Source organism: Edaphobacter acidisoli (assembly GCF_014642855.1).
GTDB lineage: Bacteria > Acidobacteriota > Terriglobia > Terriglobales > Acidobacteriaceae > Edaphobacter > Edaphobacter acidisoli.
This window is the reverse complement of sequence record NZ_BMJB01000001.1, coordinates 2,553,639-2,576,282: the sequence shown is the minus strand read 5'-3', so window position 1 is coordinate 2,576,282 and position 22,644 is coordinate 2,553,639. Positions and strand designations below refer to the sequence as shown.

At 56.9% G+C, this 22,644-nt stretch carries 17 protein-coding genes; 13 read left to right on the top strand and 4 right to left on the bottom strand.

Translation table 11 applies throughout. The annotated features are described in order from the left end of the window. Positions 1-21 precede the first annotated feature (21 nt). The 12 genes from IEX36_RS10405 to IEX36_RS10350 all read left to right on the top strand — a co-directional run bounded on the left by IEX36_RS10405 (position 22) and on the right by IEX36_RS10350 (position 14,888). On the top strand, positions 22-450 hold the full coding sequence (locus IEX36_RS10405) for a 2Fe-2S iron-sulfur cluster-binding protein (RefSeq protein WP_188759252.1): 429 nt from the start codon (positions 22-24) through the stop codon (positions 448-450). A gap of 30 nt (positions 451-480) precedes the next feature. Next, a complete protein-coding gene (gene iscX, locus IEX36_RS10400; RefSeq protein WP_188759251.1) occupies positions 481-696 on the top strand; it encodes a Fe-S cluster assembly protein IscX in 216 nt (71 codons plus the stop codon). A gap of 99 nt (positions 697-795) precedes the next feature. After that, positions 796-1,638, top strand: coding sequence for a sulfite exporter TauE/SafE family protein (locus IEX36_RS10395; RefSeq protein WP_188759250.1), 843 nt, complete (start codon positions 796-798; stop codon positions 1,636-1,638). Next, entirely contained in the window at positions 1,635-2,018 is a 384-nt protein-coding gene (locus IEX36_RS10390) for a DUF1634 domain-containing protein (RefSeq protein ID WP_188759249.1), read from the top strand. The genes IEX36_RS10395 and IEX36_RS10390 overlap by 4 nt, the downstream gene beginning before the upstream one ends. 32 nt (positions 2,019-2,050) lie before the next feature. Continuing rightward, a complete protein-coding gene (locus tag IEX36_RS10385; protein ID WP_188759248.1) occupies positions 2,051-3,031 on the top strand; it encodes an SDR family oxidoreductase in 981 nt (326 codons plus the stop codon). 106 nt (positions 3,032-3,137) lie between these two features. After that, the gene (locus IEX36_RS10380) at positions 3,138-4,286 is read left to right on the top strand and encodes a cellulase family glycosylhydrolase (protein WP_188759247.1); all 1,149 of its coding nucleotides are present in this window, start codon (positions 3,138-3,140) and stop codon (positions 4,284-4,286) included. Positions 4,287-4,321: 35 nt separating this feature from the next. Beyond that, on the top strand, positions 4,322-6,082 hold the full coding sequence (locus tag IEX36_RS10375; RefSeq protein WP_229668863.1) for a CRTAC1 family protein: 1,761 nt from the start codon (positions 4,322-4,324) through the stop codon (positions 6,080-6,082). Between the two features lie 142 nt (positions 6,083-6,224). After that, positions 6,225-6,605 (top strand): BlaI/MecI/CopY family transcriptional regulator, encoded by a 381-nt coding sequence (locus tag IEX36_RS10370; RefSeq protein ID WP_188759246.1) that lies wholly within the window; start codon positions 6,225-6,227, stop codon positions 6,603-6,605. 2 nt (positions 6,606-6,607) lie between these two features. After that, positions 6,608-8,692 (top strand): M56 family metallopeptidase, encoded by a 2,085-nt coding sequence (locus tag IEX36_RS10365; protein WP_188759245.1) that lies wholly within the window; start codon positions 6,608-6,610, stop codon positions 8,690-8,692. 41 nt (positions 8,693-8,733) lie between these two features. Then, positions 8,734-9,558, top strand: coding sequence for a TIGR03435 family protein (locus IEX36_RS10360; protein ID WP_188759244.1), 825 nt, complete (start codon positions 8,734-8,736; stop codon positions 9,556-9,558). Between the two features lie 148 nt (positions 9,559-9,706). Continuing rightward, positions 9,707-12,646, top strand: coding sequence for an outer membrane beta-barrel protein (locus IEX36_RS10355; protein ID WP_229668980.1), 2,940 nt, complete (start codon positions 9,707-9,709; stop codon positions 12,644-12,646). A 46-nt stretch (positions 12,647-12,692) separates the two neighbouring features. Then, a complete protein-coding gene (locus IEX36_RS10350; RefSeq protein ID WP_308422294.1) occupies positions 12,693-14,888 on the top strand; it encodes a VWA domain-containing protein in 2,196 nt (731 codons plus the stop codon). A gap of 24 nt (positions 14,889-14,912) precedes the next feature. Here the strand turns inward: IEX36_RS10350 and IEX36_RS10345 are convergent, their stop codons facing one another. Next, positions 14,913-15,599, bottom strand: a complete 687-nt coding sequence (locus tag IEX36_RS10345) for a DUF4339 domain-containing protein (protein ID WP_188759242.1) — start codon at positions 15,597-15,599, stop codon at positions 14,913-14,915. Between the two features lie 201 nt (positions 15,600-15,800). Here IEX36_RS10345 and IEX36_RS10340 point away from each other — a divergent pair, with 201 nt between their 5' ends. Next, complete coding sequence (locus tag IEX36_RS10340) at positions 15,801-18,008, top strand: glycosyl hydrolase (protein ID WP_188759241.1); 2,208 nt, start codon at positions 15,801-15,803, stop codon at positions 18,006-18,008. A gap of 57 nt (positions 18,009-18,065) precedes the next feature. Here the strand turns inward: IEX36_RS10340 and IEX36_RS10335 are convergent, their stop codons facing one another. The 3 genes from IEX36_RS10335 to IEX36_RS10325 all read right to left on the bottom strand — a co-directional run bounded on the left by IEX36_RS10335 (position 18,066) and on the right by IEX36_RS10325 (position 22,639). Beyond that, the gene (locus IEX36_RS10335) at positions 18,066-19,760 is read right to left on the bottom strand and encodes a rhamnogalacturonidase (protein WP_188759240.1); all 1,695 of its coding nucleotides are present in this window, start codon (positions 19,758-19,760) and stop codon (positions 18,066-18,068) included. A gap of 165 nt (positions 19,761-19,925) precedes the next feature. Next, a complete protein-coding gene (locus tag IEX36_RS10330) occupies positions 19,926-21,374 on the bottom strand; it encodes an efflux transporter outer membrane subunit (RefSeq protein WP_188759239.1) in 1,449 nt (482 codons plus the stop codon). Then, the gene (locus IEX36_RS10325) at positions 21,371-22,639 is read right to left on the bottom strand and encodes an efflux RND transporter periplasmic adaptor subunit (protein WP_229668862.1); all 1,269 of its coding nucleotides are present in this window, start codon (positions 22,637-22,639) and stop codon (positions 21,371-21,373) included. Before IEX36_RS10325 ends, IEX36_RS10330 begins: the two co-directional genes overlap by 4 nt. Positions 22,640-22,644: the final 5 nt, after the last annotated feature.

The following is a 22,644-nucleotide window of genomic DNA, read 5'->3' as shown; positions in this document are numbered from 1 at the left end:
GGAAAGAGTGAAGATAAAGATATGTCTGAGACAAACAACACTGAAGTCGATCTGTCGAAGCCCGTTGGCGAAGGCATGGTGCGGGTTACATTTTTGCCTGAAGGCAGGACGGTTGAGTTTCCGTTTGATTCGCTGCCCTACGATGGGCACGGCGAGCCGATGTCGTTTCTCGATGTGGCGGAAAACTACGGGATCTTTCTGGACCATGCCTGCGGCGGAGTTTGTGCGTGCACAACCTGTCACCTGTGGGTGAAGGAGGGCGAATCCGGTCTCAGCGAGGCCGAGGACAAAGAGCTCGACCGCATGGAGACCGCTGCCGACGTGCAATTGAACTCACGGCTCGGTTGCCAGGCCGTGATTGAGAAGCCCGGCGCTTATGTTGTGGAGATTCCCAAGTGGAATCGTAACTATGTGCAGGAAGGCAAGCCTGCTCATGGGCCTGGAGCGTAAGAGCGAAGATTTTGCCGAGAGGAGTTTGCGATGCCGCGTGAGATTGATTGGATGGATTCGGAAGAGATCGGGATTCTGTTGCAGGAGAAGTATCCGGAGATTGAGCCATACTCGGTGCGGTTCACGGACCTGCACAAGTATGTGACTGGTTTGCCAGGGTTCGTGGGCGACCCGGCGAAGTCGAACGAAGGCATTCTGGAGGCGATTCAGAGTGCGTGGAATGAGGAGTACGAGGACGCGAAATAGCTCTGTCTGACGGCCCTCCGGGCGAGATGTCTGTCATCTGGCTGTGAAATAATCGCCGGACAGCAGATACGCGCGCTGGCTGGAGTCCGGAATTCGGCGATGCACCTTGAACTCTTCACGGTCCTTATCTTTGGCGGCGCAGTTATCGCAGGGCTGCTGGGCGCGTTGACGGGACTTGGTGGCGGTGTCGTTCTCGTTCCGCTCCTGACGGTTCTCTTCCATGTGGACATTCGCTATGCGATTGGGGCTTCGCTGGTGTCGGTCATTGCGACCTCATCGGGTGCTGCTGCGGCGTATGTTCGCGAGGGGTTTTCGAGCGTTCGTATCGGGATGTTTCTGGAGATGGCGACTACGGTTGGCGCAATCTTCGGAGCGTTCCTGGCCGGTCGTGTTCCGACACGCGCTCTGGCGATGATCTTCGGTGTCGTGTTGATCTATTCGGCATGGCTTTCCTGGCAGCAATCCCGCCGGAAGCAAGAGGTGGATCATCCTGAGAGTCCGTGGTCGGATCGGCTTCGCCTCTCGGGTAGCTATCCCGACGGCTGTGGCGGGGAGCAGCATTACAAGGTAGACCGTATCACTGCGGGCTTTGCGACGATGTTTGGAGCGGGGACACTCTCGGGACTGCTCGGCATTGGCTCCGGCGCGGTGAAGGTGCTGGCGATGGACCAGGTGATGCGCATCCCGTTTAAGGTTTCGACGACGACCAGCAACTTTATGATTGGCGTGACGGCTGCGGCCAGTGCGGGGATTTATTTGCACCGTGGATATGTTGATCCCGGGCTGGCTTTTCCGGTCATGCTGGGGGTTTTGATTGGCTCGCTTGTTGGTGCGAAGTACCTGGTGCGCGCGCAGGTCTCGCTGCTGAGGACTATCTTCACGCTTGTCATTCTTGCCCTGGGGGTTGAGATGATCGTCAACGGTTGGGTAGGGAAGCTATGACCGGCCAAAGAAAATTCGACGATCAGCGGATGGAATACATCATGGGCCGGCTGTTGCAGGCTGGCGTGATGCTGGCCTCGGTGGTTGTGCTGGTGGGCGGCATCTTGTATGTCCGCGATCATGCTGCTGCGCCGATGAACTATCGGATATTTGTGAGCGAGCCCGCGTTCCTGCGTCACCCCGGGCAACTCTTTCGGCATCTGGCGGCGGGCGATGGCGCGGCCATTGTGCAGTTCGGCATTCTGCTGCTGATTGCTACACCGATTGCACGCGTTGTATTTGCGGTGATTGGGTTTGCCATCGAACATGATCGGCTCTACGTTGCCGTGAGCGTGTTTGTCCTGATGGTTTTGATGGTGAGTCTTCTTTATCTCTCCTGATATGTTGAGTCAGGAGCGAGCATCGAACTTGTATGAGCGGTCACTGGACAATCTCGGACATTCCTTCGCTGGCAGGTAAGCGCGTTATCATCACGGGAGCCAACAGCGGCATTGGCTACTATGCCGCGCTGGAGCTTGCGCGCAAGGGTGCGCAGGTTGTTCTTGCGTGCCGCGATCGCGACAAGGGTGAAGCTGCACTCGCCAGCCTGAGGCGCGAGGCTCCGGGATCGAGTATTGGGCTGGAGCAACTGGATCTGGCTTCGCTTGCTTCGGTGCGCGAGTTTGCCGCCAAGGAGTTGGAACAACGCCGTCCGCTCGATTTGCTCATCAACAATGCCGGGGTGATGGCTCCTCCGCGCCGGATGGAGACTGCGGATGGCTTTGAACTGCAATTCGGCACGAACGTCCTCGGGCACTTTGCCCTGACTGGCTTGTTGCTGCCTGTGCTTCAGCAAGCGGCTGCAGAGAGCGCGGAACGTCCGCGCATCGTTACGATTGCTTCGATTGCGCACAAGCGGGGGAAGATCAACCTTGCCGATCTGCAATACACCACGGGTTATGCGCCGATGAAGACGTATCAGCAGTCGAAGCTGGCAAACCTGATGCTTGCGTTTGAGCTGGATCGGCGCCTGCGCGCCGCTGGATTGCCTATTATGAGTGTGGCGGCGCATCCGGGTGTGGCGCACACGCCGCTCTTCAGCAAGGGGGATTATTCTGCCATGGAAAAAATTGCGCGCAGGATGCTGGGGGCGGCTATCGAGATTTTCCTGAATACTGCCGCGGATGGCGCGCTGCCTACGCTCTACGCGGCGACATCGCCTGAAGCCAAAGATGGCGGCTACTATGGCCCGCAGGGCTTTGAGGAGATGCGCGGTAAGCATATCGGTCCTGCAAAGGTGGCGGCGCAGGCAAGGGATAAGGCGGTCTCTACTGAACTGTGGCATCGGTGCGAAACTCTGACGGGTGTTCGCTACCTTGAGGGTTCGGAAGCGGGTTCCGGTTTGCGGCGTTGATCGAATTTTGGAACCACGGCAGATGAGAGCTTGACTGAAGGCTATGCGGTTGTGGTGTACTGCGAAAACGGTTGCATGGACGGTGCATTGGAAAGTGAGATGGGATATGAAGTTTGGCAGAGTGTTGGCGTGGACGTTGGCAGCAACGGTTTTGTCGGCTTCGGGCTGGTCGCAGGCTTCGTCTGGACGATGGACGGAGCAGAAGGCGAATGAGTGGTATGCGCAGCAGCCGTGGCTGGTTGGGGCCAATTACATTCCGTCGAGCGCGATTAACGAGTTGGAGATGTTTCAAGCCGCTACGTTTGATCCGGCTATCAACGATCGCGAGCTGGGGTGGGCAGAGTCGATCGGGATGAATACGGCTCGGGTGTTTCTGCAGGATCAGCTCTGGCAGCAGGACCCTGAAGGTTTCAAAAAGCGCCTGAACACCTTTCTTGACATTGCCGCCAGGCATCACATTCGACCGCTGCTGGTATTGTTTGATTCCTGCTGGGAGACGAACCCGCATCTGGGCCCGCAGCATCCGCCGATTCCTGGTGTGCATAACTCGGGATGGGTGCAGAGTCCGGGCAAGGAGCGGCTGATGAATCCGGCAGACGAGCCGCAGTTGAAGGCCTATGTGATGGGAGTGGTTGGGGCGTTTGCCAAGGATGATCGCATTCTGGGCTGGGACATCTGGAACGAGCCGGACAACCGGGGAGGCGATGTTGCAAAGGATGTGCCGGCCAAGGTGAAGCGCGTGGATGAGCTTCTGCCGAAGGCCTTTGCCTGGGCGCGCGAAGCTGGCGCAACGCAGCCTTTGACCAGTGGGGTCTGGACTGGAGACTGGAACGACCCGGCCAAGGAGAGCGAGACGACGAAGATCCAGTTGGCTGAGTCGGACATTATCACGTTTCACAACTATGGCTGGCCGGAGGAGTTCGAGGCGCGAATCCGCGAGCTTGAGCCGCTGCATCGGCCGATCATCTGCACGGAGTATATGGCTCGCGGTGCGGGCTCGACCTTCGACAATGATCTACCCATTGCCAAGCGGTACCATGTGGGTGCGATCAACTGGGGGCTGGTGGCGGGAAAGACGCAGACGTATCTGCCGTGGGATTCATGGCAGCGTCCGTATGTGCTGATGCAGCCTACGGTGTGGTTCCACGATGTCTTTCATCAGGACGGCACACCGTATCGTCAGCATGAGGTGGACCTGATTCGAGAGCTGACGGGTCGCGGTACAGCGGTGGCGGTTGGGGGAGCGGTGCGGTGAAGGCTGGTGTGATTCAGCGCAGGAGAAGCAGATGGGTGAATGCATGGTGGGTCATGCTGACGATCTGCTTTCTTCTGCGAGGTGTGACGACAGCTCTGGACGCGCAGAGCCCTGCGAATGATACGGCTGCACAAGGAAGCTCAGGGCCTCCGGGATATTTTGTCGATTCGACTGCAAAGATGGGGGTGAACTTCACGGGGGTCGCTCAACACACTCCTTCGAAGTACCTCATTGAGACCATGGGTTCAGGCGTTGCGTTGTTCGACTACGATAACGATGGTCGGCTGGACATTTTTCTGGTGAATGGAGCGTCGATCACTGACCCGGAACCTAAGGGTGCCGTTCCGGTGAAGAAGGGACCAGCGGAGTGGAACCGGCTCTACCACCAGCGCAAGGATGGCACCTTTGAAGATGTGACTGCCAAGGCTGGGCTGCAGGGCACGGGCTACGATATGGGAGTTGCCGTTGGAGACTATGACAACGATGGATACGATGACCTCTACGTCACGGGTTATGGCGGCAACCATCTATATCACAACAACGGCAACGGCACGTTTACCGATGTGACGGCGAGCTCGGGTACGGGTGGCGTGACGACTCCGGGGGAGACGTGGTACACGTCGGCTGCATGGGTGGACCTGGACAACGATGGCTTGCTGGACCTAGTGGTTTTGCGCTACGTGAAGTGGGATTGGGACGATGTGTGGTGTGGTGAACATCGTCCGGGGTATCGAGCGTTCTGCCATCCTGATGTCTTTCCAGCGATTGCTCCGCTGGTCTACCACAATGATGGAAACGGCCACTTCACTGAGGTCTCGAAAAAGATTGGCCTGAACTTGCCGGGCAAAGGGTTGGGTATTGCCATCGCGGACTATGATCGCGATGGGAAGATTGATTTAGCCGTGGCGAACGATTCGATGCCCGAGTTTCTTTATCACAATAAGGGCAATGGAACGTTTGAAGAGACCGGCATGATGTCGGAGATGGCTGTTGATGGTGACGGCCGGACCTACGCCGGCATGGGGATCGATTTTCAGGATTACAACAACGATGGCCTGCCAGACATGGTGATTACTGATCTTGCCAACCAGAAGTATGCGCTGTATCGCAATAATGGCGATGGCTCCTTCAGCTACGACAGCTATGGAAGCGGGCTGGCGAGGGCTACGCTGCTGCACTCGGGCTGGGGCATCAGCTTTTTGGACTATGACAATGATGGGTGGAAAGACCTGCTGGTGGCGCAGGGACACGACCTGGATACGGTGGAGCTGAACTATCCGCAACTTCATTACAGGGAACCGATGCTGCTGATGCGGAACACCGGCAAGGGTTTTGTGGATGTTTCGAAAGAATCGGGTGCGGTGTTTTCCGAGCCATGGGTTGGTCGCGGGATGGCTGTGGGTGATCTGGACAACGATGGGCGTGTGGATGCTGTAGTGACGACCAATGGTGGGCCGGTTCACATTCTGCATAACGAGACGCCAACGAAGAATCACTGGATACTACTGGAGCTCGTTGGACACAGATCCAACCGCGATGGGATCGGCGCGGAGATTACGATCAAGACCAGCAAAGGGATTCAGTTCTACACGGTAACTACTGCAGGCAGTTATCTCTCTTCAAATGACAAGCGGGCGCACTTTGGTCTGGGTACGGATACGAGCGTGAAGGAGATCAAAATTCGCTGGCCCAGCGGAATTGTTCAGATTCTCAAAGACGTGCGAGCGGACCAGGTGCTCAAGGTGGACGAGCCCGCAAAGTCAGAGGCGGCCTCGCAGGGAGCCAGTTCGAAGTGATAGCCGCCCACTTGCGTAGCTTGTGGTTCTGGAGATAGCTCCGGTAGACACCATCTAACTTGCAATGTGCGATGCAGAAGTTTGCTTGTTGACGGCTCTACTATACATGTAGTAAATATTCCTATACGCATAGGAGATTGAATTGCCTGAGCCAAAACTGTCGAAACTGGAATTCCAGATCATGGAGGTCCTGTGGGCCAGGGGAGAGACCTCGATCCGTGAGATTCAGGAGTCTTTTCCAGCCAGAAAGAGACCGGCCTATACCACGGTCCAGACGACCGTGTACCGCATGGAGACGAAGGGTGTCGTGCGCCGGGTAAAAAAGGTTGGGAACTTTCATCTTTTTGCCCCGTATATTTCGCGGGATGCGGCACAACGGCGACTTATCGATGAACTGCTGATGATCTTTGGTGGCCGGCCTCAGCCAGTCATGGCCCACTTGATCGAATCAGGCAAGTTGTCGTTGGAGGATGTAAAGGAAGCGGAGAAGGCCCTGAAGCAGTTATCTGCAAAGGAGAAGTAGCGATGGTGTTCGCAGGATTCTGGAGGGAAGTCTGGACGGTGGCACTCGTGAATCATCTCTGGCAGTCGACGCTCGTGGCGTTGTTGGCGTGGCTGCTCACATTGGCGCTGAAGAACAACCATGCGCGGGCCCGGTACTGGATCTGGATGGTCGCTTCGGTCAAATTTCTGGTGCCATTCTCCGCTTTCGTTGCAATTGGCGAGTCGCTCCGTCCTGTCGCCGCGGCGCCTATGCAGAGCACCGCATTCACCGTGGTGGCAGAGAAAGTTGCGCAGCCGGTTCAGTCACTCACGATCGATTTTAGTGACGCATCCGTTGCGGCAGCTTCGCACCCTGCACATTCTGTAGCTGCAATCCTTTTTGTCATCTGGGCTTGCGGATGTCTTTTTGTGTTGCTGCGTTGGGCGCGGAGCTGGTGGGCTGTCCGCTTAGCCGTGCGTGCTTCTTCTCCGATGGCGCTCATGGCTGATGTGCCCGTTCGCATGTCTTCGGAGCTGTTGGAACCAGGTATCTTTGGAATCTTCCGGCCCGTGATATTGCTGCCGAAGAGCATTATAGACCGGCTTACCACGCCGCAGATCGAAAGCATCCTCGCTCATGAGATGTGTCATCTCCGCCGTCGCGACAACCTGACGATTGCGATTCACATGCTGGTGGAAGCCGCGTTCTGGTTTCACCCTGCGGTGTGGTGGATCGAGGCGCGGCTGCTTGAAGAGCGCGAGCGCGCCTGCGATGAAGCTGTCTTGCAGGCAGGTAATGAAGCAGAAGTTTATGCAGAGAGTATTTTGAGCGTTTGCAAATTTTATGCGGAGGCACCAATGGCGTGTATGTCTGGCGTAACTGGCTCGGATCTGAAACGGCGCATCGTGCGCATCATGACGAGCCCGATGGCTCGTAAACTCGACCTGCGCCGCAAACTCCTGCTCGGGGTAGTTGCTCTTGCGGCAATCTCCGCTCCAGTCATCTTCGGTTCGCTGCACATCACGCAGGTGAATGCGCAGGCTGCGGCCCCGGCAGTTGCCGACCAGGGTCTTGCAGGTACGTGGCAAGGGACACTGCATCCAGGGCACGACCTGCGCATCGTGATAAAGGTTACGAAGGACGCGAGCGGCTACAAAGCGACCACGTACAGTATTGATCAGGGCGGCGCACCCATTCCCGCCACTGCAGTCACACTAGATGGCTCGAATGTGAAGATCTCGATCGTGGCAATCAACGGCTCCTATGAAGGCAAGCTCAGCCCGGATGGCAATACGATTACCGGCACCTTTACGCAGGGCTCGCCGCTGCCGCTTGTGCTGACACGCGCGACACCTGAAACGGCGTGGACGATTCCTGCGCCTCCACCAAAAATTCCGCGGATGGATGCAAACGCATCGCCCAGCTTCGACGTGGCGACGATAAAGCCTAGCAGAGCGGATGAACCCGGGCCAGCGTTCCTGGTACGAGGGCGCAGATTCGAGACGCGCGCCACCACGCTCACACAGCTTTTGATCTTTGCCTACGGCGTCAACCAGAAACAGCTCATCGGACTCCCTACATGGGCCGACAACAAGTTCGACATTCAGGGACAGCCCGATGCTCCTGGCGCACCAAGCAGCGATCAGTGGAAGGGCATGATGCAAAAGCTGCTTGCCGAGCGCTTTGGCCTGACCTTCCACCGCGAGAAGCGCGTGATGCCGGTCTATGTGCTTTCTGTAGCCAGCGGCGGCCCGAAGATGACAAAGAATGATACTGATCCGAATGGCCTGGGAGGAATGTTCTTTCGCCAGCTGGGACGCTTGACGGTTACCAACTCCTCCATGGATGCCTTCACTTCGATGATTCTGCAGGGAGCCGTGCTTGACCGGCCGGTATTGAACCAGACAGGGCTGAACGGAAAATTCAACTTCACCTTGAACTGGACACCGGACGATTCACAGTTCAGCGGTATGGGAGCGCGCGTTCCTCCGCCGACAGATGGCGAGAACGCGCTGCCAAATCTCTATACGGCGCTTCAGGAACAAGTCGGGTTGAAGCTTGAAGCGACGAAGGCTCCGGCAGAGGTGCTGGTGATCGACCATATTACCGAGCCTTCTGCGAACTAACGACAAGCGATATCTTCACTGACTTGAAGAGGACTTGCTTCATGAGCATCTTTCGACAAACCTGGAGTAGATTGCTGCTTCTAGCCGTGGTGCTGGCTGGGATGCAAGCAGTTGTTCCGGGACAGCAAGCTCCAGCGCAGCCATCGAGTAGCTCGATGGTGTCTCCGACTTTTGACGTAGCTTCAATTCGGCAGAACAAAGAAGGCGAAGGCCATTCCGATATATGGAGTAATCCCGCAAACGGAAATTTCAGAACAAACAACGTCTCCTTGCGGGCGCTTTTGCAGGTGGCATACTCGCTGCCACAGAGCCGTATTGTGAATATTCCATCTGCAATGGACAAGCTGAGGTTCAACATTGAAGCTAAGTCCGATCCTTCAATCAACGATCGTCTAAGCAAGCTCCCGGCGGATCAAGGCGTGGCGGAAAAGCGGCAAATGCTCCAGGCGCTGCTGACCGATCGTTTCCAGTTGAAAACGCATCGGGAGAATCGCGAGTTACCTGTCTATGTTTTGGTCGTTGCAAAGAGTGGCGCGAAGCTTCAGGCCTGGAAGTCGAATGGTACTACCGTCAATGCAGGAAACGGCTACATGCATATTCAAGGAGGCGCGAATTCAGTTGATGTACTTGGTGGGACGCTGGCGACTTACCTTGGACGGCCTGTCCTGAATAAAACCGCCATCAAGGGGACTTATAAGATCACGCTTACATGGACACCGGATGATCAGGCCCCAACTTCATCAGCAGCTTCGGGGCCTTCCCTTTTCACGGCAATTCAAGAACAGCTCGGCTTGAAACTAGAAGCGGCAAAGGCGCCCGTAGAAGTTCTAGTGGTCGATCATGTTGAACCGCCTTCGCCTAACTAGGAGTGGAGAGCAGATGATGGCCCGGCGGCACACATGTTGGTTTCTTCACTTGTTGATCGTATCTGCGGTGCTTCTTTTCTGCCGTGGTGCGCTTGCTTCCGAATATCGTGGACAGGTCATATTTGCCGGCTTTCCTGTGCCCGGCGCTATGGTGAGCGCTACTCAAGGTGCGAAGAAGTTTACGACAGTTACCGATCAGGATGGCGCATACTACTTTGCCGATTTGCCTGATGGAGCGTGGAAGATCGCTATCGAAATGCAGTGCTTCTCAACGCTGCATGAAGATGTGACGATCGCGCACAATATGCCTCCAGCGAAATGGGAACTGCAGCTGATTCCGTTGAACGAGCTGATGGCCCGCACAAAACTGATGCAGGCGCCGCCGGTGCTTCCTCCTTTGTCGAACGAAGCCTCGAACGGATCTCAGGTGGCAGCAAACGGCAATGTCGCTTCTACCCCTCAAGTCGATGCAAGCCAGGCCAACGATGGATTCCTGATCAATGGCAGTGTGAATAACGCAGCGACCTCGCGTTTCTCGCTGGAGCAAGCTTTCGGCAATCGCCGGCCGAACAGCAAAAGCCTTTATAACGGCGGTCTCGCCCTGATTCTGGACAACTCTGCGTTTGATGCGAGGACGTACTCGCTGAGTGGGCAGAATACTCCAAAGCCCGCTTACAACCGCATCACTGGAGCATTGTCGCTGGGCGGCCCGCTGAATATTCCTCACCTGATGCCGAAAGGACCTACGTTCTTTGTCGGCTATCAGTGGACACGAGACCACACCGCCGCAACCGAGTCGGGCCTTGTGCCGACGCAGGCGGAGCGGACCGGCGATCTCTCTGCTCTTCCGGTAACGATCTTCAATCCGGCGACAGGTGCTCCATTCGCGAATAATGCCGTTCCGGTAAGTCCACAGGCGCAGGCGTTGTTGCAGCTCTACCCATTGCCGAACATCGCTCCTGAGATCAACTCGCGCTACAACTATCAAATTCCTGTTCTCAACAGCAGCCATCAGGACGTTGTGCAATCGCGTTTAGAAAAAGAACTTGGACGCAAGGACAATATCTACGGCGGGTTTAATCTGCAAAGCACACGTGCTGGCGGCACCAATCTCTTCAACTTTGTAGATACAACTGACTCACTGGGTATGAACACGAACGTTCATTGGTCGCATCGCTTCAGCCAGCATCTCTTTACCTATGCCGGTTATCAGTTCAGCAGGCTGCGAACGCAGGTGAGGCCGTGGTTCGAGAACCGCGAAAATATCTCGGGCAATGCAGGCATCGGTGGTAACAATCAGGATCCAACCAACTGGGGCCCCCCAGCGTTGAATTTTTCGAGCGGCATTGCAGCGCTCAGCGATGCGCAAAGCTCATTCAATCGCAACCGCACCGACGCCTTTTCCGGTTCTGTTGCGCTGTACCATCGGCACCACAACGTCACGATGGGCGGGGATATTCGCAAGCAAGAATATAACGACTTCATGCAGCAAGACCCACGTGGCACGTTCACTTTTACCGGCGCGGCAACTCAAGGCGCGGGTGTCACCAGCGGCTCTGACCTGGCGGATTTTTTGCTCGGTGTGCCGGACACTAGTTCAATCGCCTACGGTAATGCCGACAAATATCTGCGCCAGACGGTCTACGATCTCTACGCGTCCGACGACTGGCGCGCGCTGTCAAACCTGACACTCAATGTTGGAGTGCGCTGGCAGTATCAGGCCCCAATTACGGAGTTGCGCGGGCGCCTGGTCAACCTCGATGTGGCGAAGGGGTTCTCTGCGGTAGCTCCGGTGGTCGGTAACGATCCGGTAGGAGCACTGACGGGAGACCATTATCCAACCTCTCTGATTCGTCCGGATAAGTCCGGTATTGAGCCGCGCGTTGCGCTGTCGTGGAGGCCGTTTGCTGCTTCGACTGTTGTGGTTCGCGCGGGCTATGGCATCTATCACGACACTTCTGTATACCAGTCCCTGGCGCTCTCGCTTGCACAGCAGGCTCCGCTGTCGAAGAGTCTAAGCGTCGACAACAGCGCCGCATGCCCGCTCACGCTGGCGGACGGGTTCAATCCTTGCTCGTCAATTACGCAGAACACCTTTGCGGTCGATCCCAATCTTCGCGTGGGCTACGCCCAGACGTGGCAGCTCACCATGCAGCGTGATCTTCCTTTCGCGCTACAGATGACAGCCAGTTATCTCGGGGTCAAAGGCACACATGGGCCGCAACAGTTTCTGCCCAACACGTATCCGATCGGAGCGGGCAATCCCTGCCCCGCGTGTCCGGCTGGATTTGTCTACCAGACATCGGGCGGCAATTCGACGCGGCAAGCAGCTCAGCTCCAATTGCGCCGAAGACTGCGTAGCGGCTTTACCGCTTCGCTGATTTATACCTATTCAAAGTCGATGGATGACGATGCGTTTCTGGGCGGGCAGTCGTCGTCAAGCCCGCAAAGTTCGCGCGGCCCGGAGGCTCCACCGACGGTAGCCGCGGCCTCGTCTGCAGCAGTGATTGCGCAAAACTGGCTCGACTTGCGTTCCGAACGCTCGCCTTCGAGCTTTGATCAGAGGCATCTCTTGAATGCGCAATTGCAGTACACCAGTGGTGAAGGATTGGGAGGCGGCACGCTGATGAGTGGGTGGCGCGGGAGACTGCTGAAGGAGTGGACCTTCATGACGCGCATCTCTGCGGGAAGCGGACTGCCGCAGACGCCGGTGTATCTGGCGGCTGTGCCTGGAACGGGATATACCGGCCCGATCAGGCCCGATCTCACAGGTGAACCCATCTCTTCATCGCAGCCTGGCGTGCATCTGAATGCTGCGGCCTATGCCGCTCCGATAGCTGGACAGTGGGGCGATGCAGGGCGGAACTCGATTACGGGTCCGGCCCAGTTCAGCCTTGATGCGGCATTGGCCCGCACCTTTCGTCCTAGTTCGCGCTTCTATCTCGACGCACGCATCGACGCAACGAACGTGTTGAATCGCGGCGTATTTACTGGATGGATTACGACGGTAAACAGCGCGCAGTTTGGATTGCCCCTGGCTGCAAATCCAATGCGCAGTCTTGAAACTACAGTCAGGCTGAGGTTCTAAGTTGAGCGCTCGCGTCCAATACGATGCAATTGTGTTGCGGAAGCTTATGACAATCGCTCCGTCTCTCATGCGCGTACCATGCAAGGCAAGCACGAGAAGATGGATCGCGTTTCTTCTGACGTGTTTTGTGGCAGCCTCAGCATCGGCACAACAGATCGGGCAGAATAAAGGGCCCGGAGGGGCGACGACATACACGCTTTCCGTGCAATCCCACCTTGTTGTGGAGACGGTCACGGTAAAAGACAGTGCAGGTAAATTCATCCCCGGACTCACTGCAAAAGATTTTGCAATCACAGAAGATGGCGTGCCGCAAGAGGTCCGAGTCTGTGAGCATGAAGACCTCACGCATGCGGAGCTGCTGCCTGCCTCGAAACAGGACGACGAAGAGATCAAAATTTATAAACGTCTTGCGCGCACGCAGATTGCCGCGGAAGCCGAAGGAAGCGAGCGTTATAAAAATCGCCGTCTGCTCGCTCTTTACTTTGATATGTCGGCGATGCGGCCCGACGATCAACTGCGTGCACTGACCGCTGCCGAAGAATTTCTGCGCACGCAGATGACCACAGCAGACCTGGTTTCGATCCTGCGCTATCAAGGCGGATCGGTTGATATCCTGCAAGACTTTACCGCCGATCGTAACAAACTGCTAAGTGTTCTCCAGACAATGATCGTGGGCGAAGGTCAGGGATCGGACGAAGACATCGACGATGCTTCCAGTGCAGACACAGGCGCGGCTTTCGGGCAGGACGACAGCGAGTTCAACGTCTTCAACACCGACCGGCAACTTGCTGCTCTACAGACTGCAGCCGAGATGCTCGGACATTTGAGCGAGAAGAAATCGCTGATCTATTTCGCAGGCGGCCTGCGGTTGAATGGCATCGACAATCAGGCTCAGCTACATGCGACGGTGGACGCTGCCATCAAAGCAGGCGTTTCATTTTGGCCTATCGATGCAAGAGGTCTCGTGGCCTCGGCCCCGCTCGGCGACGCCACGCAGGGATCGCAGGGCAGTTCAGCCATGTATACCGGCGCGGCAGCAATGGCCGTGACTACCAACTTCAATCAGTCGCAGGACACGCTCTTCGCGCTGGCCGGAGACACAGGCGGCAAGGCCCTCTTCGACAGCAATGACCTGACGCGCGGTATTGTGCAGGCGCAACAGGCTGTCTCGGACTATTACATTCTCGGCTATTACACGACCAATACCGCAGAGAACGGGCGCTTCCGTCGCGTCAAAGTCTCCTTGACGCGTACGATGAACGCAAAGCTTAGCTATCGCGAAGGCTATTACGCCGAGAAGAAGTTCAGCAGTTTTACAGCCGTCGACAAGGAGCGGCAACTTGAAGATGCGCTGATGCTTGAAGACCCGATCACTGAGCTGTCGATCGCGATGGAGATCGACCACTTCCAATTGAATCGTGCTGAATACTTTGTCCCGATTGTCGTAAAGATTCCCGGCAGCGAGCTTGCGCTGGCGAAACGCGGTGGGGCCGAACACACGCTGATTGACTTTGTTGGTGAGATCAAGGACATGATCGGAGGCACGACCGTCACCAACGTCCGCGACAACGTCAACATCAAGCTTTCCGACGCGACGGCGACCGAACTGGCGAAGCGGCCCATCGAATATGACACGGGCTTCACGTTGCTTCCTGGAAAATACAGAATCAAGTTTCTCGCGCGGGATGATGAGACAGGCAGAATCGGGACCTACGAGACAATCTTCACCATTCCCAATCTCAACAAAGAGCTGAAGCGCGTTCCCATCAGCTCAGTGGTTTTGGGCAGTCAGCGTGTTGAACTGACCGATGCACTCTTCAATGCAGGTAAGACTAAAGATCGTGAACAGGAAGCTGCCGTTAACCCATTAGTGCAAGGTGGAGAGAAACTGATCCCCAGCGTAACGCGGGTTTTTAGAGCAGGGCATGAGATGTATGTTTATCTGCAGGCATACCAGCCGTCGACGCAGCCGGCTGAAGGAGCGGCTTCTGCACACGCTCCCGCACAGCCTGTCTTTGCTTTTGTCAGCCTCTATCGCAATAGCACAAGAGTACTCGAAACCCCGCCAATTGCAGTTGCCCCTACTGCTTCAGGATGGTTGAAGATTGCTCCATTCAGCTTTCATGTGAACCTCGGCGGCCTGCCTTCCGGCGAGTATGATTGCCAGATCACTGTAATCGATCCGGCTACGCAGAAGACCAGCTTCTGGCGCGCTCCTATTGCAGTTGTGCCCGGGCAATGAGCTTGATTCGGTTGCCTGTAGCGATCACAGCACCGCGCTTCGGTAGCGGAAGCCCTGCTTGATCTGGTTAATCTCGTTGAGCTTGTACTGGAAATAGATTCCACCAAAGAAGAATGTCATCACCGCACTCAGCCGGAGACCAATCGGCTCCGCACCGTTGTAATGCTGCAAGAGTGTCTCGCGTAATACGAAGCGGGCAATCAGTCGCACCACCCAGCTTGCAATTCCGATCAACCCTCCCACAACGTTCTGGTGCGGCTGATGGTGATGAGCCATAGCGACGAACGTACCGAATGATCCACCGAAGTTCAGTACGATCAGGACGGTCGCGATGATGTAGTACATCAGCGCCTGGCTGATAGGTTCGATGCGCTTGGCCCAGGCCGCCAGCACTAGGTTCCACACCACGACGAAGAGTCCGAGGGTGAAGAAGCCCAGCAACAGTTCCAGCGCCCAATGGAGGTTGGGCGGGTTCTCAAATGCTGCGCCTGCACCTGGCGCGTATGCCGTAGGCGCAGCAGGAACGCCAGCAGAGTCCGTTATCGGTGCAGCAGCCATTCCGAGAATTTGGGCCACCGGAACCCACTCGGTTTGTTCTTCAGTGCGTGCAAGATCGCTCGGCAGAATATGGCCGGAGGCTACATACCGCTGTAAATCTTCGAGAGTATAGGGGCCATATGTCTGACCATTGCGGGTAACTTGATACTGCATCGTGCGCTCCTGTTCAGTCCTGATCGCGATCTGTAGACAGATGAAAACACGTACGTGCGTTTCGCACAAATAGTTTCGTGAGGGTTGCGATAGCTATAAGTGAAATCCGCTATATCCTGTTTTCTATTGGGAAACTATTTCCAAATAAATCGAAAACACTGTATAAAGCTGTTCGAGGCTATTCTGCCTCGGAGCATGTTCATGCAATCGATTCGACGCTTTGCCGTAGCTGCGCTGGCCGCGGCGATGCTTTTCATCCCCACGTTTGCCAATGGTCAGCAACCCTGGCAGAAACTCCAGATGCCGACCGCCGCGAAAGCCGCTGCTACATGGAAGACGCCTCCGCCCGAGTACGGCCCAGAGCCGTACTACGGTCTCAACGGCCCAGTCGATCTTACGGTCATCGACCGCGATCTCGACACCATGCAGCATTTGGGCTTCCGCGCCGTTACGGTACAGGCAGGTTTCGGAATGCCTTTTGCGTATCTGTCGCCTGACTACTTCCACTTCTTCCGCACCTTTGTCGAGGAGGCGAAGAAGCGCAACATGCGCGTCTGGATCGTCGATGATGCTGGATATCCCAGCGGATTCGCAGGCGGCGAGTTCACTTCCGAGAAGCCCGAGCTGCGTATGCAGGCCCTTGAACTGACGCAGACAATTCCTGTCGCGGCGGGTCAGACGATCCAGAAGGCCATTGACCCCGCAACGGTGGCTGTTGCGGCCATCAATAAAGACGATGGCAAATTTATTCCTATAAAAGTTACAAATAACGAGATCGACTGGACAGTGCCGTCCGGCGACTGGCAGATCATGCTTGTTGAGCACCAGTTCCGCACTTCGCCGACACGCTCCGACACCAATCCTCGCCGCGTCAAAGACACCGAGCAATCACTCGAAGACTATCTCGACCCCGCCGCGACGATGCAGTTCATCGCCTTCACGCACGAGCAGTACAAGAAGTACGTGGGCGATGAGTTCGGCAAGACCATCATGGGCTTCCGCGGCGACGAGCCGGACTATTCGATTCGTGGCCTGCCCTGGACGCCGAAGTTTTTCGAGCGTTTCGAGCAGATCAAGGGCTACGACATTCACCCATATCTGGCCGCGCTTTTCTTGCAGAAGCTCACACCAGAGCAACAGCGCGCCAAGGCCGACTACTACGATGTCTTCTCCCAGATGTTTCGCGATGGCTTTTTCAAGGTGCAGGGCGAATGGTGCGCCGCCAATCACCTGGAGTACCAGGTCCACCTCAACCACGAAGAGATGGAGATGGCACTGACGCGCTCGGAGGGAGATTTCTTCCGCGACATGCGTTATGTTGAAGTGCCGGGCATTGATGCCATCTGGCATCAGATTGATCCTGATACGGTCTCCGACTATCCGCGCCTTGCGTCGTCGGTCTCGCACGTCTACGGCAAGCCACGTGCCTTCACCGAGAGCTTCGCTGCATATCGTCCCACACCAACACTGGAGCAGGCGCGCTACATCCTCAATGAGCAGTTCGTTCGTGGAGTCAACCTCGTTGAGGCGATGTACTTTCCTGCGACCAGCCGCGGCGTTCGTCCTCCGCCTGCATTCATGGCCGATCCCGGATTTCCTGCGCTCATGCAATACACACAGCGCGTCAGCTATCTGATGGCGATGGGCAGGCCTGCAGCGTCAGTTGCGCTGTACCTGCCATCAAGCTCGATGTGGATGGGTGACAGCGCTGCAGATGCAGCCTTCGTCTCCACCGAGCGGATGCTCTCCGAGCGGCAGATCGACTTCGATATCATCGGCGAAGATGCGCTGGCGCGCGATCTCATTGCAGGGCCCGGTTCTTTCATGACTCTCAGCGGCAACCGCTACACTACGGTGATTCTGCCGAGCATCTCGCTGTTATCGGAGGCTGCGCTTGATCGCTTGCGCGCCTTTGCTGCGAAGGGTGGACACGTCGTCTTCCTTGGACGTACACCATCGCTCATCGCAGGACGCACGATCCTCGACGGACGCGCTGCGACTGCGACTGATTTCTCGTGGGCCACGATTGTTCCCGGCGAACTTTCGCCAACACCTACCCCGCCGATGCAGCCTCCCGCAGCTCCGCCTGCGCTGCAGGTCGTTCCCGAAGCCTTCAGGCAAGCCATCGCTGCGACCGTTCCTGATCCCGACATCACACTCGATCAATCCACCACGGCGCTCCGCTACATGCGCCGCAGATTGAAGGACGCCGATGTCTATTTCTTCTTCAATGAGTCCGCTGAGCCTCTCGCACGCGCCGTTGCACTCCAAACTACGGGCAGACATGCAGAAGTATGGGACCCGCAAACAGGAGCGGTCGCGGCAATCAAATCCAGTGGAGCCAAAGGTGCTCGCAAGCTGCAACTTGCGCTGAAGCCCTACCAGACGGAGATCATCGTCATTCGCTGAGCGCAAAACAAAAGCTCCGTCTGCCACTGCAGGCGGAGCTTTTCAGATTGCACTTACTTAGATTGTCTTGCCGTCAGCGGATTCGAGCACAGTATCCTTTGCGGCACGGCTCAACAGAACGCGCAGATCTGTCACTTTGTTCAGCGAGAACGCCGCAGGGTTTGTCGGCGCAGTCACAGCGATGAAGTCCGCGCGGTTCACATCCTGCAACGCAAACGCAGGACGCGGATCAGGATTCATCGGTGCAACCTCAACGTGACTCATCTCCAGGTTGCGCACATGGCGGAAGAAGAAGCCCTGCGCAGGCATCGGCCCGAACATTCCGGGGTCAGGATACTTATCAACATTCTCCGGCGGAACGATACCGACCTGGCTCGCATAATCGCCTCCCTGGTGCTGAATGTAGATGTTCGACATCTTGATGTCTTTGATCTCGTAGCCAGGAATGCCGCTCAGGATTGAGCAGACGCGCGACTCGTTGTTGTAGCTGACGAAGTTATCGACAACGATGCGCTGTAGCGTGCCGACTTTTGTAGTATCCTTTGGCCCGCGAAGCCGCGCGCCCAGGCGAAAGAAGATCGGCGACTCGTGCACGTCGCGTTGTGTGATGTTGGTGATGGCAATGTCCTCGCACAGCGCTCCGTCCTCGCTTTCAAGCGCGAGTCCATGGCATCCGTCGAAGACGCAGTTTGAGATCGTGATGTTCTTGAAGCCGCCATTGGACTCAGTACCGCATTTGATGCGGCCCGTGTACCCCGAATGCACGTCAGGCGGAAACTTCTTCCATGTTCCATCTAGCACCGTGCCCAACTCATACGTGCCTGTAACGTAGCAGTTGGTGATGGTCACATTCTCGGTGGCGCGAGCATAGCCCAGCGCGTAGCTCGACTTCGGGCAGATGCCGTCGTCCCACGGTGAGTTGACCATGCAGTTCGACACGCGCACGTTCTTGCAGCAGTCGATGTCCATGCCGTCGCGGTCGGTATCGATCTTGAGGTTATCGATCGTCATGTTGTCGACGCCGGTGAGCAGCAGACCGAAGTGTCCGCCCTTCAGAATCGAAAAGTCGCGCAGAATCACGTTGCGGCAGTTCTTGAGCGCAATGGACTTGTTACCGACACCTGCCTGTTCGGCCTGAAACATGACATAGTCGCCACGTTTGTGCGGTACGTATGGCCTCGCTCCCGCAGGCCGCGGAGGTGCGCCCGGCGGACGGCCCGGTCCTGCGCCAAAGCTCAAGCCTTTGCCATAGATCAAGCCTGGCCCAGAGATGCCGATGTCGTGCAGATTCTCGCCCCAGATCAGCGAGTTGTGCCAGTGGTTGTGGCCGTAGTCCTGATAGTCCTCCCACGGCGCGTTCGATTCGGCTGCGTCATACGTGCCACCGTTGTAACCGGTCGTTTGGCCAGGTAGAGGAGAATCCGCCGCGAGCAGCACAGCACCTTGCGATAAATACAGATCTACATTGCTCTTCAGACGAATGGAGAACGATAACCATGTTCCAGCAGGAAAGAAGACGGTACCGCCGCCCGCTGCTGCCGCGGCTTCGATCGCTTTGTTGATTGCGGGACTGTCGACTGCCTTGCCGTCGCCGACTGCACCATAAGTGCGGACATCGAAGAGTTGAAGTGCGCTGCTACGCGCTGAGGATTTGGTGGAGGCGTAAGCCGAGGGCATGGATGTGGCTGCAACGGCCAGTCCCATGCCGCCGAACTTCAGGAGTTCACGGCGTGCAGAATTGAAGGCGTCCATAGGTAGGACCAATCCTAGCAGTCAAAACACACAAGCCGGAAGGGCTAATTTGAAAAATTATTGGGTTTTTGCCCCGTTCAACAATTTGTGAGGCTGGTATCTGCCGAAGCAGTTCATTCCAGCTCAAACCCGTTGAGGTATGGCCTCTTTCCGTGTGACCTGTCTTTAGAGCTTAGGAAGTTTGCTCGTATCCCATCCGCCGCCGAGCGCCTTGACTAGCAGGACGCTCGCATCCATCTGCCGCCGGACAATGTCGATATCGTTGCGCTCATTTGTCAGCGCGGCTGTCTGTGCCGTCACTACTTCAAGATAGGTGCCGATTCCGCCGACATAGCGATTGTTGAATATCTGCTGGGCCGATTGCGCTGCTTGTGTTGCTTCATGCTGATGCGCCGCCTCCTGCTGCAGAATGCGCAACTCGGCGAGATTGTCCTCAACCTGCTGCAGCGCGGTCAGCGTCGTTTGCCGGTAGTTGGCAACTGATTCGTCGTAGCTTGCTTCGGCTCCCTCTTTGGCAGCGCGGCGCCTTCCCGCATCGAAGATTGTCTCCGAGAGCATCGGTCCAATCGCCCACATGTAGCTGGAGGCGTTGAGAACGTTGGCGAAGCTCGTTCCTTCAAATCCTCCAACGCCGCTCAGCGAGAGCACAGGGTAGTAGGCAGCTTGTGCGATGCCGATACGATCGTTTGCCTCAGCCACGCGCCGCTCTGCCGCAGCGATGTCGGGGCGCCGCTCAAGAAGCTCCGAAGGTAGCCCTGCGGGAATTGCCGGCGGTTGCGCCTGAAGCGGCTGAGCAGGCAGAGTGAAGTTTGCCGGAGGCTGGCCCGTCAGCACAGCGATTGCGTGTTCATACTGAGCACGCTGCAGCGTGATATCGCGTGCTTCGACGCGTGCCGCTTCGAGCTGCGTTCGCGCCTGGTCGACGTCCGACTGTGGAGAGACACCGCCTGTAAAGCGGTTGTTGGTGATTCGATAGGCTTCTTCGTAGTCGTGCACGGTATCGTTCAGCAGCTTTTCCTGCGCGTCGGCACTGCGTGCTTCGAAGTAGTCGACTGCCAGCTCCGCTTGCAGACTCAGCAGCGCCGTCTGCATGTCTGCCGCGCTGGCCTGTGCCTCTTCTCGTGCCGCGTTCACTCCGTGTCGAATCTGTCCCCACAGGTCGATCTCGTAGTTCAGGTCGAGCGGAAGCTGAATATCGCCGGTGCCGTTGTTGGCACTCGACGAGTTGAAGTATGGCTTGTTTGCCGAATCGCGCAAACCTCCTGCAAACGGAGATGCCCCCACCGTCGGCAACAACAGCGAACGGTTGTATGGAATCTGCGCGCGAGCCTCGCGGAACCGTGCCTCAGCGATCTTCAGGCTCTGGTTCTGTTGAGCGACTAAAGCCTCCAGCCTGTTCAGTTCCGGGTCGTTGAAGAGCGCCCACCACTCACCCTTTGCCGCCGCATCGGCAGGCAACGCCTTTTGCCAGTCAGAGTTTTGTAGCGAAGCGGTGTCGGCCTCTTTGTAGGCGGGCGCAAGAGGCGCGGTCGGCTTCACATACTTTGGCCCCACCATGCATCCTGTGAGCAGTAGTGCAGCCATGCTGGAAACAGCGACAGGCGTGCGGCTCATTCGCCACCCGCATTCTGCGCCGAGGTTGAACCGGCAGGCGCGGGATGGTTTGCAACGATCACCTGCTGGCCCTCCGTCAGCGAGTCGGATGGATCGAGGATGACGGCATCTTCAGGCGTCAGCCCGGAGGAGATTTCGACCGTTGCGCCCGCGTCCTTGCTGATCGTTACTGGAACCAGATGCGCGCGTCCGTCGCGTACGACTCCTACGCGCAGGCCCTCGGAACGGAACAGCAACGTATCTGCCGGCAGCATGAGCGTTGAGGAGCCTACAGGCAGCTTGAAGTGAACGAAGACGTATGCGCCAGGTAGCAGCTTGCTGTTTGGGTTGTCGACATCAACCTCCACATTCAGCGTGCGCGAGGATGGATCGATGGCGCTGGAGTTGCGCGCGACTGTGCCGGTGAACTTCTGCCCCGGATATTCGTCGAGCGTCAGCGTCGCCTTCGCACCATCTTTAATGGCAGGCGCGTAAGCCTCCGGCACCGCAACGTAGACACGCAGCTGGCCGATGGCTGCCAAATGGAACAACTCCTTCGGCGTGGTGTTCTCGCCCGCCGCGATCAGCGCGCCAATGTCGGTATTACGCGCCGTCACAATGCCGTCGAACGGAGCGTAGACCTTTTCGAACGATTGCAGCTTTTCAAGCCTGCGCACGTTCGCCATGGAAGCGTCCACTGCTGCCTGCTTTGCAGCAGCGTCACTGACGGCCTGGTCGGTCTCCTGCTTCGAGACGGAGTTGGTCTTCAACAAATTCTGATAACGGGCAGAGGTCGTATTCGCCAGCGCCAGATTGGCTTCGGCGCTCTTCAGGTCAGCCTGCGCGACCTGCAACTGCTGGTCAATCTCCGGCGTCTCGATGATCGCCATTAACTGTCCCTTGCGTACGTGCGCGCCGATATCGAAGAACCACTGCTTCAGATAGCCATTCGTGCGCGAGTAGATCGGCGTATCTGTATATGCCTGCGTGCTGCCAGGCAGTGCGAGATCCGATGAGAGCGTTGAGACCTTTGGATAGACGATGTTCACTGACGGAATGGCAGCTTCCTTCGTCTCTTTTGTCAGGTTCTCTTCGGCGACATTGCGTGAGTGAATGCCCTTGACCACGACAAAGAGCAGGATGAGCGCAACGACGACGATGCCTACCCATGCGCCCTTTGACAGGCCGCCTTCATCCGGGCCCGGTACGTGCGGCGGCGCGGTGCGGTGCACGCCGGAAGGCTCTGTCATCGTCGCGTTCTGTCCTTCTTCAATCTCGGTGCTCATTCTTG

Coding starts and splice junctions, on each gene's coding strand:
- IEX36_RS10325 (WP_229668862.1), bottom strand. CDS start 22,639: ATGAGCACCGAGATTGAAGAAGGACAGAACGCGACGATGACAGAGCCT.
- IEX36_RS10355 (WP_229668980.1), top strand. CDS start 9,707: ATGGTGAGCGCTACTCAAGGTGCGAAGAAGTTTACGACAGTTACCGAT.
- IEX36_RS10350 (WP_308422294.1), top strand. CDS start 12,693: ATGACAATCGCTCCGTCTCTCATGCGCGTACCATGCAAGGCAAGCACG.
- IEX36_RS10390 (WP_188759249.1), top strand. CDS start 1,635: ATGACCGGCCAAAGAAAATTCGACGATCAGCGGATGGAATACATCATG.
- IEX36_RS10340 (WP_188759241.1), top strand. CDS start 15,801: ATGCAATCGATTCGACGCTTTGCCGTAGCTGCGCTGGCCGCGGCGATG.
- IEX36_RS10380 (WP_188759247.1), top strand. CDS start 3,138: ATGAAGTTTGGCAGAGTGTTGGCGTGGACGTTGGCAGCAACGGTTTTG.
- IEX36_RS10365 (WP_188759245.1), top strand. CDS start 6,608: ATGGTGTTCGCAGGATTCTGGAGGGAAGTCTGGACGGTGGCACTCGTG.
- iscX (WP_188759251.1), top strand. CDS start 481: ATGCCGCGTGAGATTGATTGGATGGATTCGGAAGAGATCGGGATTCTG.
- IEX36_RS10385 (WP_188759248.1), top strand. CDS start 2,051: ATGAGCGGTCACTGGACAATCTCGGACATTCCTTCGCTGGCAGGTAAG.
- IEX36_RS10335 (WP_188759240.1), bottom strand. CDS start 19,760: ATGGACGCCTTCAATTCTGCACGCCGTGAACTCCTGAAGTTCGGCGGC.
- IEX36_RS10405 (WP_188759252.1), top strand. CDS start 22: ATGTCTGAGACAAACAACACTGAAGTCGATCTGTCGAAGCCCGTTGGC.
- IEX36_RS10360 (WP_188759244.1), top strand. CDS start 8,734: ATGAGCATCTTTCGACAAACCTGGAGTAGATTGCTGCTTCTAGCCGTG.
- IEX36_RS10345 (WP_188759242.1), bottom strand. CDS start 15,599: ATGCAGTATCAAGTTACCCGCAATGGTCAGACATATGGCCCCTATACT.
- IEX36_RS10330 (WP_188759239.1), bottom strand. CDS start 21,374: ATGAGCCGCACGCCTGTCGCTGTTTCCAGCATGGCTGCACTACTGCTC.
- IEX36_RS10395 (WP_188759250.1), top strand. CDS start 796: ATGCACCTTGAACTCTTCACGGTCCTTATCTTTGGCGGCGCAGTTATC.